The organism is Pseudoduganella lurida, from assembly GCF_007830455.1.
GTDB classification, from domain to species: Bacteria; Pseudomonadota; Gammaproteobacteria; order Burkholderiales; family Burkholderiaceae_D; genus Rugamonas; species Rugamonas lurida.
Map to the genome: position 1 here is coordinate 441,906 of NZ_VLLB01000003.1, position 15,623 is coordinate 457,528.

Sequence of the window (15,623 nt, forward strand, 5' to 3'; positions counted from 1 at the left end):
CATGAAATGGACGGACATCACGGCGATCGCGGAAGCGCTGTATGACAAATATCCGCACATGGATCCGACCACGATCCGCTTCACCGACCTGCACCATTGGGTCGTGACCCTGGACGGTTTTACCGACGACCCGAAGCGCAGCGGCGAGAAGATCCTGGAAGCGATCCAGCAGGCGTGGATCGATGAAGCGCAATAAGGCCGACAAGGGCGCACCGGCGCCGCTGGCGAAGTTGCCGACGACCGTCACGGACATCCCGGAAGTCCGGCCGGGCCAGTCCGTCGCGCTGCTGCAGGAACTGCACATCCTCACGCGCGACGGCAAATTGAATCAGGACAGCCGCCGCAAACTGAAACAGGTCTACCACCTGTACCAGTTCATCGAACCGCTGCTGAACGATGTCGTGAAGGAGAAGGGCACCGTGTCGCTGGTCGACCACGGCGCGGGCAAGTCGTACCTGGGGTTTATCCTGTACGACCTGTTCTTCAAGGCGTTGCAGAACGATTCGCATATCTACGGCATCGAAACGCGCGACGAACTCGTGCAGCGTTCGCGCGAGCTGGCGGCGAAATTCGCCTTCCCCGGCATGTCGTTCCTGCCGCTGTCGGTGGCCGAGTCCACCACGTCCACCGAACTGCCGCCCACGATCGATGTCGTCACCGCGCTGCATGCCTGTAACACGGCCACGGACGATGCGATCGACTTCGCGCTGAAGAAGCACGCGAAGCACATCGTGCTGGTGCCGTGCTGCCAGGCCGAAGTAGCCTCCGTCCTGAAGAAGAACAAGGGCCAGTCGCTGGGCAGGAGCGCGCTGACGGAGATCTGGCGCCACCCGATCCACACACGCGAATTCGGCAGCCAGGTCACCAATGTGCTGCGCTGTCTGCAGCTCGAAGCCCATGGTTACCAGGTCAACGTGACGGAGCTGGTAGGCTGGGAGCACTCGATGAAGAACGAGCTGATCATCGCTACCTATAAAAACCTGCCGCGCCGCCGGCCGGCCGAACGCCTGCAGGAAGTGCTGGAGACGGTGGGCCTGCAGGAGATGCGCGAGCGTTTCTATACCGCTGAAATCGAACAAGCTGGAGCCTGATGTGAACGACTGGATCGACCTGCGCAGCGACACCGTCACCCAACCTTGCGCCGCGATGCGCGATGCGATGGCCGGCGCCCGCGTGGGCGACGACGTGTATGGCGACGACCCTACTGTCAACGCGCTGCAGGAGTACGCGGCCGAGCTGTTCGGCTACGAGGCGGCGCTGTTCGCGCCGTCCGGCACGCAGACGAACCTGATCGCGTTGCTGGCCCACTGCGGCCGCGGCGACGAATACCTGGTCGGGCAGGAAGCGCACACGTTCCGCTACGAAGGCGGTGGCGCGGCCGTACTGGGGTCGATCCAGCCGCAGCCCATCACCAACCAGGCCGACGGCAGCCTGGCGCTGGCGGACATCGCCGCGCAGATCAAGCCGCGCGATTTCCATTTCGCGCGCACCAGGCTGCTGGCGCTGGAAAACACCATCGGCGGCCGGGTGCTGCCGCGCGAATACGTGGCCGCGGCCACGGCGCTCGCCCACGAGCGGGGCCTGGCCACGCACCTGGATGGCGCCCGTGTCTGCAACGCCGCCGTGAAGTCGGGCCTGTCGCTGCGCGAGGCGGTGGCCGGCTTCGATACGGTGTCCGTCTGCCTGTCGAAGGGGCTGGGCGCGCCGGTCGGTTCGGTGCTGTGCGGTCCGCGCGAATTCATCGAGGAAGGCAAGCGCTGGCGCAAGATGCTGGGCGGCGGCATGCGCCAGTCCGGCGGTCTCGCTGCGGCGGGCCTGTACGCGCTGCGGCACAATGTGCAGCGCCTCGCCGAGGATCACGACAACGCGGCATTCCTGGCCGCCGAGCTGTCCGCCATCCCGGGCCTGGCGGTGAGTACGCCGCAAACGAATATCTTCTACGTCGATGTGCCGGCCGAGCATTGCGCGCCGCTGGCCGAAGCACTGGCTGCGGAACGCATCCGCGTGTCGATGGCGCCGCGCCTGCGCCTGGTCACGCACCTCGACGTCCACCGCGAACAGCTGCGCCAGGTCGCGGCCGTGTTTGCCCACTATTTCAAGAACTGACCCATGACCGACGACACGACCATCCGCCTCTCGAAACGCGTGGCGGAGCAGGTGCCCTGTTCGCGCCGCGAGGCCGAGCTGTACATCGAAGGCGGCTTCGTGAAGGTCGACGGCGTGGTCGTCGAAGAATCGGGCGCTCGGGTCGCGCCTGAGCAGACCGTCACGCTGGCGCCTGATGCCACGCTGCTGGAAATCTCGCCGGTCACGATCCTGCTGCACAAGCCGGCCGGCGTCGATGCGCTCAGCTGCCTGACGCCCGAAGCGCGCAGTGCCCCGGCGCAGAAGGAACGCTTCCTGAAGCGCCACCTCGTCAACCTGACGGAAGCGCTGCCGATGGACCGCCCGGCCAGCGGCCTGGTCGTCTTCACGCAGGATTTCCGGGTGGCCCGCAAGCTGGTCGACGAAGGCAATACCGTCGAGCAGGAGCTGTACGTGGACGTGCGCGGCGCGATTGTCGAGAACGGCCTGGCGCAGCTGAACCTGGGCGCGACGAAAGTCAGCTGGCAGAACGAAGGCCGGCTGCGCTTCGCCGTGAAAGGCCCGAAGCCGACCCAGATCGCCCGCATGTGCGAAGCCGTGGGCCTGACGCCCGTCGCCGTCAAACGCCTGCGCCTCGGCCGCATCTCGCTGGGCGGCCTGCCGGCCGGCGAGTGGCGCTACCTGCAGGGCTACGAACGTTTCTGAAAAAATGGGGACAGACCCCATTTTTCAGGAAATTTTTCCCTGGAAAGCGGCAAGCGGGGACAGTCCGGCTATTTCCGTTTCTTGCTGTTGGCAGTGGCCGTCGGCGCCCAGAACTCGGGCGCCTTCTTCGCCACCCAGTCGATGAATATCCGGATATCCTCGTGCTCGCGCAGCTTTTCCCAAGTGTGATACGTGCGGAACAGCTCGCGCTCGGTGAACACGGAGTGGATCTTGCGATGGCAGATCTTATGGATGGGGAACTGCTCGCGGCCCTTGAACGATTTCGGCACCAGGTGATGGCGGTCGATGTGCTCGGTGCCGAGCGGGCGGCCGCACAGCGGGCAGTCTGGCGGCGAGGAGGAAATTGCCTGCGGCTTCATCCACCGCAGGTGAGGGCGGCGCTGCCCGCCGCAAGGTCAGGCGGGTGAACTTTTCTTCACAGGCTTGGCCAGCTGCACCAGCCGCGTGCCGGCCAGCCGGTCGTGCAGGAACTGGCGGCCCGGATCGAGATAGGCGGTCAGCGCCCAACCCACGATGCCGATGCCCAGCGCGCCCAGCGCATCCCAGTGCTGCAGGCCGAACGCCCAGCTGGCCAGCAGCGCCGGCAGCACCCACAGCCATGCCAGCAGGTAGCGCAGCATCGCGCGTTGCAGGGGCAGCGGCGCGCCATCCGGCAGCGTGACGCGCAGGCGCCAGGTCTGCATGGCCAGGGTCTGGCCCTTGCGGTGCCACTGGTGGATGAAATACAGGCCCAGCACGATGAAGGCCAGCGCCTGGCGGCCATGTTCGACGGCGGTCGCATGGCTGGCCTTGAACAGCATCTCGAACACCAGGAACGGCAGGAAAAGCACGGCAAAGCCCAGCAGCAGCTCGTAGACCATCGAGATCAGCCGGCGCCTCACCGAGGGGACGCCAACCACGGTCGCATCGGACAGGAACGCCGCCGGTGGAGCCACAGGGGCGGTACCCGCAGGCGTGGGCCGCGGCTTATTTGCCGGCATTCGCGGCCTGCGGTGCGGGAGCAGGGGAAGGACCCTGCGCAGGGCCGGGAGCAGCGACGGGCGCTGCCGGAGGAGGTGCCGGCGTCGGCTGCATCGCGGCTGGCGTCGCGGCACCTTCCAGCGGATACACCATTTCCTGTACCGGCGCAGGTGCCGGCGCGGGAACCGGTGCAGGTGCCGGCGGCGGCGGCGCGACCGGCGGCGTGGCGACGACGGCCGGCGGCGTGGGCAGGAGTGGCGCCACGTGCGGCTTGATCGGCTGCGGCGTCTTCACCAGGCTTTGCGTCGGCGTTGGCGGTTTCGCCACCTGCTGCTGCTTCTTGGTGGCGTTGGCGGCGGCGACCAGCTTGCGCCGCTCGTCGTCCGGCAGCAGCAGGTACTGTTCCCACTGCTCGGCCTTGTTGTCCGTTCCCGTGATCTTCTTGGCGCGCGCGTAGTTTTCGCGCACCGCGCGGCGCTCTTCCGGCGACATGGCCACCCACTCGCGCATGCGTTCATGCACGCGCTTCTGTTCGGGCGGTTTCATCGTCGCGTAACGGGCCGCGATGTCGAGCCACTTCTGCTTGCGCACGGGGCCGATCTTCTCCCAGCCGGCCTTCAGCGGCTCGAGCGCCTGCTGCTGCGCGGGCGTGAGGTCGCTCCAGCGGTATTCGGCCGCGGCAGGGGCGAGGAGGGCGGATGCGGCCGATGCGGCCGTGCCGTCCGGCCGCTCGTGGCGCAGCACGGCCGCGCCGAAGGCGACCGCCACGACGGCCACTGCGGCACCGCTCCACCACCAGACACGTTTCATGGGCGCCACCCTGAGCGCCATGCTTATTGCTCGCGGGTTTCGAGGTAGGCGTTGAAGCCGTGGTCGAGGTAAGCGGACAGGGGCAGTTCATCGGACAGCACGGCCGCATCCATTTCCGCCAGTTCGGCGATGGACTGCTGCTGCTCGTACTGGTAGACGCCAACCATGCCGCCCACCACCAGCAGCAGCGGCAGGGCGAACGACAGGCGGCTCACCCAGCCGAGCGGACCGGACAGCGAAGCGACGCCGCCCCGGGTGCTAGCCGTTTGCGTGGCGACGCTCGTGACGCGCACTTCCACGTGGGCTTTCTTGCGGGCCAGGGCCGCCTGGCGGGCAGCGGCAAGGCGGTCGGTGGTCGAGGCCGGCAAATCGTCCAGCTTCTCGTTGAGCGCATGGCGCACGCGGTAAGCGAAATTGATTTCTTCGGTATTCATAGTTTGATTCCCTTGGCTTTGAGTGCTTCGGCAAGAGTGTGTGTTGCTCGCGAGCAATGTGTTTTCACGCTCCCTTCGGAACATCCCATCGCTTCGGCCGTCTCGGCGACATCCATATCCTGCCAGTAACGCATAAGGAAGGCTTCCCGTTGACGCGTGGGGAGCTTTTGCACCTCGTCGTCGATGAGTTGCAGGACCTGCATGCGTTCGACCTGGTCGGCGCTGGACTCGGCCGCCTGGGTGCCGTGTTCGGGCTCGTACGATTCGAGGAGATCGAAGTCGTCGTTGTCCTCCTGGCTGTTGCCCAGCCCGGAAAACAGGCTGACCCAGGTGTTCCGGACCTTTTCGCGGCGGAAGTAATCGAGGATGGTGTTCTGCAGGATGCGCTGGAACAGCAGAGGCAGTTCCGCGGCCGGCTTGTCGCCGTACTTCTCGGCCAGCTTGATCATCGCGTCCTGCACGATGTCCAGCGCCGATTCATCCTTGCGCACCGCATAGACCGCCTGCTTGAAGGCTCGTCGCTCGACGTTTTCCAGAAAGTCGGAAAGTTCTTTGTCTGTGGCCATCAGGTGGGTGGTGCGGTGCCGTTGAGGTCTTGTGAATCTGCGCATGCTAGCAAAGTTCACGTGTTTCCGCAGGGTTTTACGCTTTTTCGCGACGGATCGGACGTTGCACCGGCGTGCACGGGCTTGCTGATACGAAAAAGTCACGATAGCGCTTGACCGGATTGCTGCGACGCAGTACCGTACCGAATGCTTCGCACACCACGAGGCTCCCAGATCGCGCGTAGGGTTGCACACAACGCCGCCTTGCCCGGTCCGCTTTCATATGTCAGCAGTTTGCTCCAGCCCGTGCCAAAAGCGCGAGAGGTCGATCCAACCGCTGCAGAAACTCAGGCCCAATGACGTGCTTACAGCGTCCATCCCGCACCCCACTACGGTTGGGGGAACCGATGGCGTGACCGCACCGACGAGCAGGCGTGAGGGAGCTGTGGCGCAAGGTCCGCTTCGACAGGCAAGAGCATCCGTTCAATCTCCTATGGACCTTGAAAGGAATGTTTCATGAACACCGAAGCAGCCATCACCGGCGCCGAGATCCTCGTGCGCTGTCTGGCCGAAGAGGGCGTCGAACACGTCTTCGGCTATCCGGGCGGTGCCGTCCTCTACATCTACGACGCCATCTTCAAGCAGGACAAATTCCAGCACATCCTGGTGCGCCATGAACAGGCGGCCATCCATGCAGCCGACGCGTATTCGCGCAGCTCGCAGAAGACCGGCGTGGCCATCGTCACCTCCGGTCCCGGCGTCACCAATGCGGTGACGGGACTGTCGACCGCCTACATGGACTCCGTGCCGATGGTCGTCATTTCCGGCCAGGTGCCCAGCCATGCGATCGGCCAGGATGCCTTCCAGGAATGCGACACGGTCGGCATCACGCGCCCCGTCGTCAAGCACAACTTCCTCGTCAAGGACGTCAAGGACCTGGCCGAAACGGTCAAGAAGGCCTTCTATATCGCCCGCACCGGCCGTCCCGGTCCCGTGCTGGTCGATATCCCGAAGGACATCTCGATGCACAAGCACGTGTTCTCCTACCCCAAGGAGATCGAGATGCGTTCCTACCGTCCCGTCGACAAGGGCCACTCCGGCCAGATCCGCAAGGCGGTCCAGCTGCTGCTGGCGGCCGAGCGCCCGATGATCTACACGGGCGGCGGCGTGATCCTGGCCAATGCGTCGAACGAGCTGAACAAGCTGGTCGAACGCCTCGGCTTCCCCGTCACCAATACGCTGATGGGCCTGGGCGGTTCGCGCGCCTCGAGCGACCAGTACGTGGGCATGCCCGGCATGCACGGTACGTATGAAGCCAACATGGCGATGCAGCACTGCGACGTGCTGATCGCGATCGGCGCCCGCTTCGACGACCGCGTGATCGGCAACCCGAAACACTTCGCGTCAAACCCGCGCAAGATCATCCACGTGGACATCGATCCGTCGTCGATCTCCAAGCGCGTGAAGGTGGACATTCCCATCGTCGGCAACGTCAAGGACGTGCTGGTGGAATTCCTCGCCCAGCTCGATGCGGCCGAACACAAGGCCAATCCGGCGCAGCTGTCGAAGTGGTGGAACCAGATCACCGAATGGCGCGGCCGCGACTGCCTGAAGTATCCGGGCTCGGACACCATCATCAAGCCGCAGTCCGTCGTCGAGAAGGTCTACGAGATCACCCGCGGCGATGCGTTCGTCACGTCGGACGTGGGCCAGCACCAGATGTGGGCCGCGCAGTACTACCGCTTCGACAAGCCGCGCCGCTGGATCAATTCCGGCGGCCTGGGCACCATGGGCGTGGGCCTGCCGTACGCGATGGGCGTGCAGATGGCGAACCCCGGCGCCACGGTGGCCTGCATCACGGGCGAAGGCTCGATCCAGATGAACATCCAGGAACTGGCCACCTGCAAGCAGTACCACCTGACGCCGAAGATCATCCTGCTGAACAACCGCTTCCTCGGCATGGTGCGGCAGTGGCAGGAGCTCGACTACGGTTCGCGCTATTCCGAGTCGTACATGGATTCGCTGCCGGACTTCGAAAAGCTGGCCGAGGCCTATGGCCACGTGGGCATGCGCATCGAGAAACCGGGCGATGTCGACGGCGCGCTGCGCGAAGGCTTCGGCCTGAAGGACCGCCTGGTGTTCATGAACTTCATTACCGACCAGAGCGAGAACGTCTGGCCGATGGTCCAGGCGGGCAAGGGGCTGTCCGAAATGCTGCTCGGTTCGGAGGACCTCTGACATGCGACACATCATCTCTGTATTGCTGGAAAACGAAGCGGGCGCACTGTCCCGCGTCGTCGGCCTGTTCTCCGCACGCGGCTACAACATCGAGACGCTGACGGTGGCGCCGACGGAAGACGCCACGCTGTCGCGCATGACGATCGTCACCAGCGGCTCGGACGACATCATCGAACAGATCACCAAGCACCTGAACCGCCTCATCGAGGTCGTCAAGGTGGTGGACCTGACCGAGGGCCAGCACATCGAGCGCGAGCTCATGCTGATCAAGGTGCGGGCCGTGGGCAAGGAGCGCGAGGAAATGAAGCGCACCGCCGACATCTTCCGCGGCCGCATCATCGACGTGACCGAGAAGACCTACACGATCGAGCTGACGGGCGCCAAGAGCAAGCTCGATGCGTTCATCGATGCGATTGACCGCACGTCGATCCTGGAAACCGTCCGCACGGGTGGTTCCGGCATCGGCCGCGGTGAACGGATCCTGAAGATCTGATTCTCACGAATTGATTTAAACGATTAATACGATTTACATAATATTTTAGGAATGATCATGAAAGTTTTCTACGACAAAGACGCCGACCTCTCCCTGATCAAGGGTAAAAACGTGGCCATCATCGGCTACGGCTCGCAGGGTCACGCGCACGCGCAGAACCTGACCGAATCCGGCGTCAACGTGACGGTCGGCCTGCGCAAGGGTGGCGCGTCGTGGTCGAAGGTCGAAGCGGCCGGCATCAAGGTCGCGGAAGTGGACGAGGCAGTCAAGGCGGCCGACGTCGTCATGATCCTGCTGCCGGACGAGAACATCGCCCAGGTCTACAACGAGAACGTGGCCCCGAACATCAAGGAAGGCGCCGTGCTGGCCTTCGCGCACGGCTTCAACGTGCACTACGGTCAGGTGGTGCCGCGCGCCGACCTGGACGTGATCATGGTCGCGCCGAAAGCGCCAGGCCACACCGTGCGCAACACGTACAAGCAGGGTGGCGGCGTGCCGCACCTGATCGCCGTCTACCAGGACAAGTCCGGCAGCGCCCGCGACATCGCCCTGTCGTATGCCTCGGCGAACGGCGGCGGCAAGGCCGGCATCATCGAAACGAACTTCCGTGAAGAGACGGAGACCGACCTGTTCGGCGAACAGGCCGTGCTGTGCGGCGGCGCCGTGGAGCTGATCAAGGCCGGTTTCGAAACGCTGACGGAAGCGGGCTACGCGCCGGAAATGGCGTACTTCGAATGCCTGCACGAGCTGAAGCTGATCGTCGACCTGATCTACGAAGGCGGCATCGCCAACATGAACTACTCGATCTCGAACAACGCCGAATACGGCGAATACGTGACGGGCCCGCGCGTGGTGACCGCCGAAACGAAGGAAGCGATGCGCCAGTGCCTGAAGGACATCCAGACTGGCGAATACGCCAAGTCCTTCATCCTGGAAAACAAGGCCGGCGCACCGACGCTGATCTCGCGCCGCCGCCTGACGGCCGAGCACCCGATCGAGGAAGTGGGCGCCAAGCTGCGCGCGATGATGCCGTGGATCGCCGCCAACAAGATGGTCGACAAGTCGAAGAACTAAGCAGTCTTCTGCTGAACCAGAGCGGCCCTGCGGGGCCGCTTTTTTTGGCGCTGTCACCCGAGCTTGTGGAAATTTCCTGTATTAACCCGACTCGACCGTGTTGTGGCCCAGGGCTGCGATGAGGCAGTGAGCCGACGTAGCCCAGCGCGCCCCTTCGAGTCCATGCCGCCACCCGAGGTAGTTCGGCAGATAACGGCTGGCCACGCCGTTGAAGCGGGCCAGCCACCCATGAAAGCGGCTGTGATAGCCGTTGATGTTCTGCAGGTGGACGGCGTCCCGTATCCGCACGCCGGCGCGCAGGTTCACCGTTTCATGCCGAAGCCCGGCTGCGCTGGCGAAGGCGCGATAGGCCGCCGCACTATCCGTCACCAGCATCACGTCCTCGGGCAGGATGGGCCCCAGATGCTGGTGCAATTGCTGCGCCGTCACCAGCCCGCGGCCGCACATGAAATCGCGCGTCCGGCCGCCGCGGTCGCGCGCCACCAGGATGCAATCAAGCTCCCGTGAAATGCCCCGCCGTTTGGCTTTGCCGCCGCGGTGCCGTGCGGGACGGGTCAGGTGCCGGCTGCCCTTCTGCGATTCCAGCAGATAGGTTTCATCCGCTTCGACGATGCCCTGCAGCTTGGCGGGCCGGTCGTCCCTCGCCCACTCCAGGAAACGGTGGCGCCAGCGAAAGCTGGTGTTGCGGTGGATGGCCACCCTGTCCGCGGCAGCGCGCACCGTCACGGAATCGAGCAGGCATTGCAGGAAGGGCAGCCACTTGCCACGCAGGCGCAGATACGCCAGCGGCGTGTTGGTCAGCTTGTTGAAGGTGCGGTGGCAGGCGCAGCATCGATAACGCTGCAGGCCGTAGGAGAAGCCATGCCGGTACGTGCGCGGATGGTTGCAATGCGGGCAGATGCGGCAGTCGTTCCCATATTGCTCGATCAACTGCAAGCAGGCCGCCAGCATCGATGCGGGTATCACGCTCGCTTGCAAGGTCGCCAGCTGGGCGGCCGTCAGGCGCTCCAGCTGCTGCTTGACGTGCGTGAGAAACTGGATGAATCCACCGTCGTTCATGGGAACCTCCGTCATCAACATTTGTTGAGACAGCTATTCCGGCGAATGGTTCAGTTCATTCCACAGGTGCGGGTGACAGCGCCCTTTTTTTTGCCGGCCCGCCTGGCGCGTGTGCCCTGAAGCCGGCCTGGGCTACAATGGCCGTTGCCGATCAATTAATGTTGCTTTCTCTCATGCCGCCAAGGCCCCATGCGCATCCGTAACCGCCTGCTGCTGCTGATCCTGTCGATCCTGCTGCCTGCCTTCGTCGTGGCCTCCGTCGCGGTGTGGTACGTCTACCAGGAGCAGCGCAAGGCCGAAGTGGCGGGCATGAAGGAAACCGTGCGCGCGCTGTCGTTGCTGGCGGACCGCGAGCTGCTGGCGATGGAAGCGGTTCTGCGCACGCTGGCCGCCTCGCCCGCCATGCAGCGCGGCGACCTGCGCGAATTCTACGAGCAGGCGCGCCGCGTGGCTTCGCCCGAGTATTCCGCGGTGGTCGTCAGCGACCCGTCCGGCAAGCCGCTGCTCAATACCCGCCAGGCTTTCGACGTGGAGGCGCCGCAGGGCCAGGCCGACCTGATGGCGCTGCGCCGCAAGGCCGGCGCCGACGGCATGGTGGTCTCCGACCTGTTCATCTCCACCGTCAGCCGGCGGCCCGACGTCGCCGTGCAGATTCCCGTCTTCGTCGACGGGCGCCTGCGTTACTACCTGGCGATGGGCATGGCGGCGGAGCGCCTGGTGCCGCTGCTTGTGCAGCAGGGCCTGCCCGGCGAATGGTCGGCCACGCTGGCGGACCGCCAGGGCCGCGTGATCGCGCGCAGCCGCGAAGCGGAGAAATTCACGGGCCAGCCGGTGCGGGCCGGGCTGCGCGCGCGCATCCTGGCCGGCGAGGGCGCCGGCGTGCACCTGGGCGTGACACTGAGCGGCATTCCCACCATGGCGTTCTTCAGCCGCGCGCCGCTGTCTGACTGGACGGTGGTGCTGAGCGTGCCGCAGATGGCCATGCGCCAGCCGGCCATGTACGCGGCGGCCGGCTCCGCCGTGCTGCTGCTGGTGATCCTGGGGCTGGCCATCGTTGGCGCGCACTGGTATGCGCTGCGCACGGCGGCACCGATCGAGCGCTTGCGCGGCGCCGCCACAGCGCTGGGGCAGGGCGAGGAAGTGGCCCCGTTCACGTCCGGCATGGCCGAAGCCGACGCCGTGAGCGCCGCACTGGCCAAGGCGAGCGAGGAGATCCGCAACAACAAGCAGGAGCTGGAACGCAAGGTGGCCGATGCGGTGGCCGCCGCCGAACGGGCCCAGCGCGCGCTGTTGCAGGGCCAGAAGCTGGAAGCCCTGGGCCGCCTGACGGCCGGCATCGCGCACGACTTCAACAATATCCTGCAGACGCTGTCCGGCGCGCTGCAGCTGATCCCGTTGACGCACGACCCGGCGCGCATCCGCATGCTGGCCGAGACCTGCCAGCGCGCCATCGCCCGCGCCACCAAGCTGACGGGCCAGATGCGCTCCTTCGGCATGGCGCAGGATGCGCGGCTGGCCACCGTCGATGCCGGTGTCGCCGTGGGAAATGTGCTGCCGATGCTGCACAGCGCACTGCCGCCGAACATCGACCTGGCGGCGGACGTGCCGGCCGGCCTGTGGCCCGTGACGGTCGATGCGCTGCAGATGGAACTGGCGCTGCTGAACCTCGTGCTGAACGCGCGCGACGCCATGCCCGATGGCGGCCAGGTGCGGCTGGCTGTACGCAACGAGGTGCTTTCCGAGCGGACCACCGCGCTGGCGGCGGGCGACTACGTGTGCATCGCGCTGTCCGACACGGGCAGCGGCATGGGCCCGGAAACGCTGGCCCGCGCGCTGGAGCCGTTCTTCACCACGAAGGCGGTGGACAAGGGCACGGGCTTGGGCCTGCCGCAGGCCTACGGCTTCGCCAACCAGTCGAACGGCACGCTGGCGCTGGACAGCCAGCCCGGCGTGGGCACCACGGTGACGATCTGGCTGCCCCGTGCGGCGGGAGAGGCCGATGGCGTGGAGGAGGGCGCCGTGGCCGGCCAGATCGACATGACGGCGACTGCCGGCCTGGTGCTGTTCGTGGAGGACGACGCGCTGGTGCGCGAGACGATGCTGGCGGCACTGGCCACGGCCGGCTTCGAGGTGACGGCGGCGGCCAGCGGCGAGGAAGCGCTGGCCGTGCTGGAATCGGGCGCGCCGGTGCGCCAGGTGTTTTCCGACATCGTGATGCCCGGCGCGATCGGCGGCGTGGAACTGGCGCGCATCGTGCTCACCCGCTATCCGGACGTGCACATCGTGCTGGCCACCGGCTACACGGACAGCCGCGTCAACCTGCCCGGTGTGCGACTGCTGGCCAAGCCCTACGACATCGCCGAACTGTTCCAGGCGCTGCGGGGTTGAAACGGCAGCGCGGATACGTCCACGGCGATCCTGCCACGCCGATCCTGCCATGTTCACCCAGCAGGACCGATCCTGCCGGGCGGCCTTCTACCTTCTACATTAGGCAGGAGCGATCCTGCCGGACGGCCCTTTACATTACTGCGCGGGCTTGAGGATCTCGGTCAGCACGCGGCCTTCGGCACCGGCCGGCGGGCGCACGCGCAGGATCGCGGCCAGCGTCGGCGCAATGTCCACCACTTCCGCATACTGGCTGTAGCTGCCCGGCGCGATCCACCGTTTGCCCATCATCAGCAGCGGCACATTGGTGTCGTACGCGTACGGCGTGCCGTGCGTGGCGCCGCTCGTGCCGGAGCCGAACGACCAGTAGGGCCGTGGCACCAGCACGAGGTCGCCCGATTCGCCGCGGTGCCAGGCGCGGCGCAGCAGCAGGTCGATGCGCGTGCCCGTCGCACCGCTTTCCTCGAAGCGCGTGCGCGTGTACACCTCGGCGATGCCTGTCTGGGCCAGCAGCCAGGCGCGCGCCGCGGTTTCGACATCGGCGCGCTTCACGCCGGCCTTGTCCAGCGCCGGCTGGTCGAAGTACACGTTCGGCAGCGAGAAGTTGGCGATCGGCTTGATGCCCTTGAACGTGGCGGCCAGATGCTCGGCCAGGCCGGCCATCAGTTTCTTCGGATCGACGCGGCCGGCATCGATGTGCTGCTGCTGCGAGAATTCGGCGGTGTTGGCGAAGCCGTGATCGGCCGTCAGCACGACTACCCAGCCATCGCTGCCCACGCGCTTGTCCAGGTCCGCGAAGAAGCCGGCCAGCATGCGGTCCAGGCGCTGCAGGTGGTCGTGCGACATGCGGCTCTCCGGGCCGTACGCATGGTTCACGTAGTCGTGCGCGGAGAGGCTCACGCCCAGCAGGTCCGGCACGCCGGCCGGATTGCGGCCCAGGTTTTCGCCGTCGATCGCGGCGCGCGCGAACTCCAGCGTCAGCTCGTCGAGATACGGGCCTTCCTTCAGGCGCTTGTAGAACGCGGCATCCGGCTGGCCGCTTTCGCTGTAGTAGGACAGGGCGAACACGGGGCCTTCCGCATCGTTCGCATACGCGCTGTCGGCCAGCAGTGGCCGCCACGTCCTGCCGTAGTAGCGCTCCTGCGGCTTGCCGGCGTGGAAGGCCTGCACCCAGGCCGGATGCTGCGCCATGTAGTAGCTGCTGGTGGCGAAATTGCCGCTGCCTTCCATGTACATATAGGCGGTGCCGCCTTTCCCGGCCAGCAGGATCGCGCCGCGGTCCTTGCCCGACACGGCCAGCACCTTGGCGCGGTTGCCGGTGGCGTAGCGCAGCTGGTCGCCCAGGGTGTCGACCTTCAGGCGGGCCGGCGAAGTGCCGTCGTTCGGCTTGGTGTCTTCACCCAGGTACTTGAACGCGCGGTCCTCGGTGCAGTAGATCTCCTCGCCGGTGGCGCGGTCGATCCAGTTGTTGGCCACGATGCCGTGCTGGTACGGGTAGGCGCCGGTGAGGATGGCCGTGTGGCCGACCGCCGTGACGGTGGTGCCGTGCGCCTGGTGCGCATTGCCGAACCAGGCGCCCTGTTCCAGCAGGCGGCGGAACCCGCCCTGGCCGAACTGCTCGCGGTAGCGCACCAGCTGTTCCTGGGGCAGCCCGTCGACGGCCATCACGACGACGAGTTTCGGCGCCGCGGCCGGCTTGGCAGGGGCGGCATGGACAGTCACAGCGCTGGACAGCGCCAGGGAGAAGAAGATGGCAGTTCTCATGGTCGGAAGTGGAGGTTGAAAGAGACGGTCAGCTTGCCATGATCGCAGAACAAAATGTCGGCCCGATGACATCGGGCTGTTACAAACGTTCACCAACTGTTGCAGGAACAGGGCGCCGTATCGGTTAATGTGTGGCCACCACAACACAACAGGAGAGAGCACATGACGCTGAAGAAAACCCTGGCCGCCGTTGCCATCGCTGCCGCCACCATGGGGGCCCACGCGCAGACCCCGGCCCCCGCGGCCGGCACGCTGGTGGTGGTGCCCGCCTACGGTGAAGTGACGGCGCCGAACGACGAAGCGGTGGCCACGCTGGCGATCGAGGAGCAGGACAAGGACAAGGCCGCCGCCGCATCGCGCGTAAACCAGAAGATGAAGCAGGGCCTGGAGATCCTCAAGCGGGAGGACCCGAAAGCGATCCTGAAGACGACCGGCTACTACACCTATCCCGTGTATCCGGAAGACCGTCCGGTACAGCCGATGGCCGCCAGCAAGCCGCGCGTGCCGACCGCCTGGCGCGTGGGCCATTACGTGGAAGTGAAGACGACCAACCTGGCCGGCCTGCCGAAAACGGTGGCCGCCGCGCAGAAGGTGCTCACGCTCAATTCGATCCGCTTCGGCCTGGCGCCGGCCACGGAGAAGAAGCTGGACGACCAGCGCATCGCCGCCACCTATAAAAACCTGAACGAGCGCATCGCCTCGGTGGCCGGCGCGATGGGCCGCCCGGTCAGCGACGCCGTGGTCGACACCATCGACTTCGAAGGCTCCGGCAACTACGCGGACGGCCGCGAGAATGCCCCCGCGCCGATGGCCATGGCGATGCGCAAGAGCGCGATGGACACGGGCGAGGTGGCCGAGCCGTCGTTCGAGCCGGGCGAAACCACGCTGCAGATGCGCCTGGTGGGCAAGGTGCGCTTCCGTTGATGCGGTAATCGCCAGTCGACCGTACCCCGGTGGCGCGAGCGCGCCACCGTCCGTGCCTGCTCCTCTATAATAGGGCGACCCGGCCAGGCCCCGCGCCCGGCCGGACCCCTACAACAATAACGCAGC

The 15,623-nt window shown here is 65.9% G+C and carries 16 protein-coding genes; 9 read left to right on the forward strand and 7 right to left on the reverse strand.

Features of this window, described 5'->3' with window-relative positions:
- Position 1: 1 nt before the first annotated feature.
- The 4 genes from iscX to IP91_RS11445 are packed head-to-tail and all read left to right on the forward strand — an operon-like array spanning position 2 to position 2,790.
- Positions 2-196: a Fe-S cluster assembly protein IscX gene (iscX, locus tag IP91_RS11430; RefSeq protein ID WP_145649085.1), complete on the forward strand. Its 195-nt coding sequence runs from the start codon at positions 2-4 to the stop codon at positions 194-196.
- Positions 183-1,091, forward strand: coding sequence for a class I SAM-dependent methyltransferase (locus IP91_RS11435; protein ID WP_145649086.1), 909 nt, complete (start codon positions 183-185; stop codon positions 1,089-1,091). Before iscX ends, IP91_RS11435 begins: the two co-directional genes overlap by 14 nt.
- 1 nt (position 1,092) lies before the next feature.
- Positions 1,093-2,106 (forward strand): low-specificity L-threonine aldolase, encoded by a 1,014-nt coding sequence (ltaE, locus tag IP91_RS11440; RefSeq protein WP_259772458.1) that lies wholly within the window; start codon positions 1,093-1,095, stop codon positions 2,104-2,106.
- Positions 2,107-2,109: 3 nt separating this feature from the next.
- Positions 2,110-2,790 carry a S4 domain-containing protein gene (locus tag IP91_RS11445; protein WP_145649087.1) on the forward strand — a complete coding sequence of 227 codons (681 nt, stop codon included), beginning with the start codon at positions 2,110-2,112 and terminating at the stop codon, positions 2,788-2,790.
- A 68-nt stretch (positions 2,791-2,858) separates the two neighbouring features.
- On the opposite strand, the gene IP91_RS11450 is transcribed toward IP91_RS11445, so the two are convergent.
- The 5 genes from IP91_RS11450 to IP91_RS11470 form a co-directional block, all read right to left on the reverse strand.
- The gene (locus tag IP91_RS11450) at positions 2,859-3,170 is read right to left on the reverse strand and encodes an HNH endonuclease signature motif containing protein (RefSeq protein ID WP_229474262.1); all 312 of its coding nucleotides are present in this window, start codon (positions 3,168-3,170) and stop codon (positions 2,859-2,861) included.
- Positions 3,171-3,206: 36 nt separating this feature from the next.
- Positions 3,207-3,710, reverse strand: coding sequence for an RDD family protein (locus IP91_RS11455; RefSeq protein WP_229474264.1), 504 nt, complete (start codon positions 3,708-3,710; stop codon positions 3,207-3,209).
- 67 nt (positions 3,711-3,777) lie between these two features.
- Positions 3,778-4,581 carry a DUF3106 domain-containing protein gene (locus tag IP91_RS11460; RefSeq protein ID WP_229474266.1) on the reverse strand — a complete coding sequence of 268 codons (804 nt, stop codon included), beginning with the start codon at positions 4,579-4,581 and terminating at the stop codon, positions 3,778-3,780.
- 23 nt (positions 4,582-4,604) lie between these two features.
- Positions 4,605-5,015: a DUF3619 family protein gene (locus tag IP91_RS11465; protein WP_145649090.1), complete on the reverse strand. Its 411-nt coding sequence runs from the start codon at positions 5,013-5,015 to the stop codon at positions 4,605-4,607.
- Positions 5,012-5,626 (reverse strand): RNA polymerase sigma factor, encoded by a 615-nt coding sequence (locus tag IP91_RS11470; protein ID WP_259772459.1) that lies wholly within the window; start codon positions 5,624-5,626, stop codon positions 5,012-5,014. The genes IP91_RS11465 and IP91_RS11470 overlap by 4 nt, the downstream gene beginning before the upstream one ends.
- 450 nt (positions 5,627-6,076) lie before the next feature.
- Here IP91_RS11470 and IP91_RS11475 point away from each other — a divergent pair, with 450 nt between their 5' ends.
- Genes IP91_RS11475 through ilvC form a run of 3 tightly spaced genes read left to right on the forward strand, consistent with a single transcriptional unit; the run spans position 6,077 to position 9,365 of the window.
- Positions 6,077-7,798 carry an acetolactate synthase 3 catalytic subunit gene (locus tag IP91_RS11475; RefSeq protein ID WP_145649092.1) on the forward strand — a complete coding sequence of 574 codons (1,722 nt, stop codon included), beginning with the start codon at positions 6,077-6,079 and terminating at the stop codon, positions 7,796-7,798.
- Position 7,799: 1 nt separating this feature from the next.
- Positions 7,800-8,291, forward strand: coding sequence for an acetolactate synthase small subunit (gene ilvN, locus IP91_RS11480; RefSeq protein ID WP_145649093.1), 492 nt, complete (start codon positions 7,800-7,802; stop codon positions 8,289-8,291).
- 57 nt (positions 8,292-8,348) lie between these two features.
- Positions 8,349-9,365: a ketol-acid reductoisomerase gene (gene ilvC, locus IP91_RS11485; RefSeq protein ID WP_145649094.1), complete on the forward strand. Its 1,017-nt coding sequence runs from the start codon at positions 8,349-8,351 to the stop codon at positions 9,363-9,365.
- Positions 9,366-9,446: 81 nt separating this feature from the next.
- Here ilvC and IP91_RS11490 read toward each other — a convergent pair whose 3' ends face one another.
- Positions 9,447-10,424: an IS1595 family transposase gene (locus IP91_RS11490; protein ID WP_145649095.1), complete on the reverse strand. Its 978-nt coding sequence runs from the start codon at positions 10,422-10,424 to the stop codon at positions 9,447-9,449.
- A gap of 189 nt (positions 10,425-10,613) precedes the next feature.
- On the opposite strand from IP91_RS11490, the gene IP91_RS11495 reads away from it, so the two are divergent.
- A complete protein-coding gene (locus IP91_RS11495) occupies positions 10,614-12,812 on the forward strand; it encodes an ATP-binding protein (RefSeq protein WP_145649096.1) in 2,199 nt (732 codons plus the stop codon).
- Between the two features lie 135 nt (positions 12,813-12,947).
- Here IP91_RS11495 and IP91_RS11500 read toward each other — a convergent pair whose 3' ends face one another.
- A complete protein-coding gene (locus IP91_RS11500; protein WP_145649097.1) occupies positions 12,948-14,573 on the reverse strand; it encodes an alkaline phosphatase family protein in 1,626 nt (541 codons plus the stop codon).
- Between the two features lie 162 nt (positions 14,574-14,735).
- Between IP91_RS11500 and IP91_RS11505 the strand changes: the two genes are divergently transcribed.
- Positions 14,736-15,497 (forward strand): SIMPL domain-containing protein, encoded by a 762-nt coding sequence (locus IP91_RS11505; protein ID WP_145649098.1) that lies wholly within the window; start codon positions 14,736-14,738, stop codon positions 15,495-15,497.
- Positions 15,498-15,623 lie beyond the last annotated feature (126 nt).

What these genes read in the sequence shown, in the direction of transcription:
- IP91_RS11460 (WP_229474266.1), bottom strand. Translation starts at nt 4,581, where the DNA reads ATGAAACGTGTCTGGTGGTGGAGCGGTGCCGCAGTGGCCGTCGTGGCG.
- IP91_RS11500 (WP_145649097.1), bottom strand. Translation starts at nt 14,573, where the DNA reads ATGAGAACTGCCATCTTCTTCTCCCTGGCGCTGTCCAGCGCTGTGACT.
- IP91_RS11475 (WP_145649092.1), top strand. Translation starts at nt 6,077, where the DNA reads ATGAACACCGAAGCAGCCATCACCGGCGCCGAGATCCTCGTGCGCTGT.
- IP91_RS11495 (WP_145649096.1), top strand. Translation starts at nt 10,614, where the DNA reads ATGCGCATCCGTAACCGCCTGCTGCTGCTGATCCTGTCGATCCTGCTG.
- IP91_RS11490 (WP_145649095.1), bottom strand. Translation starts at nt 10,424, where the DNA reads ATGAACGACGGTGGATTCATCCAGTTTCTCACGCACGTCAAGCAGCAG.
- ilvN (WP_145649093.1), top strand. Translation starts at nt 7,800, where the DNA reads ATGCGACACATCATCTCTGTATTGCTGGAAAACGAAGCGGGCGCACTG.
- IP91_RS11470 (WP_259772459.1), bottom strand. Translation starts at nt 5,626, where the DNA reads ATGCGCAGATTCACAAGACCTCAACGGCACCGCACCACCCACCTGATG.
- ilvC (WP_145649094.1), top strand. Translation starts at nt 8,349, where the DNA reads ATGAAAGTTTTCTACGACAAAGACGCCGACCTCTCCCTGATCAAGGGT.
- IP91_RS11445 (WP_145649087.1), top strand. Translation starts at nt 2,110, where the DNA reads ATGACCGACGACACGACCATCCGCCTCTCGAAACGCGTGGCGGAGCAG.
- iscX (WP_145649085.1), top strand. Translation starts at nt 2, where the DNA reads ATGAAATGGACGGACATCACGGCGATCGCGGAAGCGCTGTATGACAAA.
- IP91_RS11450 (WP_229474262.1), bottom strand. Translation starts at nt 3,170, where the DNA reads ATGAAGCCGCAGGCAATTTCCTCCTCGCCGCCAGACTGCCCGCTGTGC.
- IP91_RS11435 (WP_145649086.1), top strand. Translation starts at nt 183, where the DNA reads ATGAAGCGCAATAAGGCCGACAAGGGCGCACCGGCGCCGCTGGCGAAG.
- IP91_RS11465 (WP_145649090.1), bottom strand. Translation starts at nt 5,015, where the DNA reads ATGAATACCGAAGAAATCAATTTCGCTTACCGCGTGCGCCATGCGCTC.
- IP91_RS11505 (WP_145649098.1), top strand. Translation starts at nt 14,736, where the DNA reads ATGACGCTGAAGAAAACCCTGGCCGCCGTTGCCATCGCTGCCGCCACC.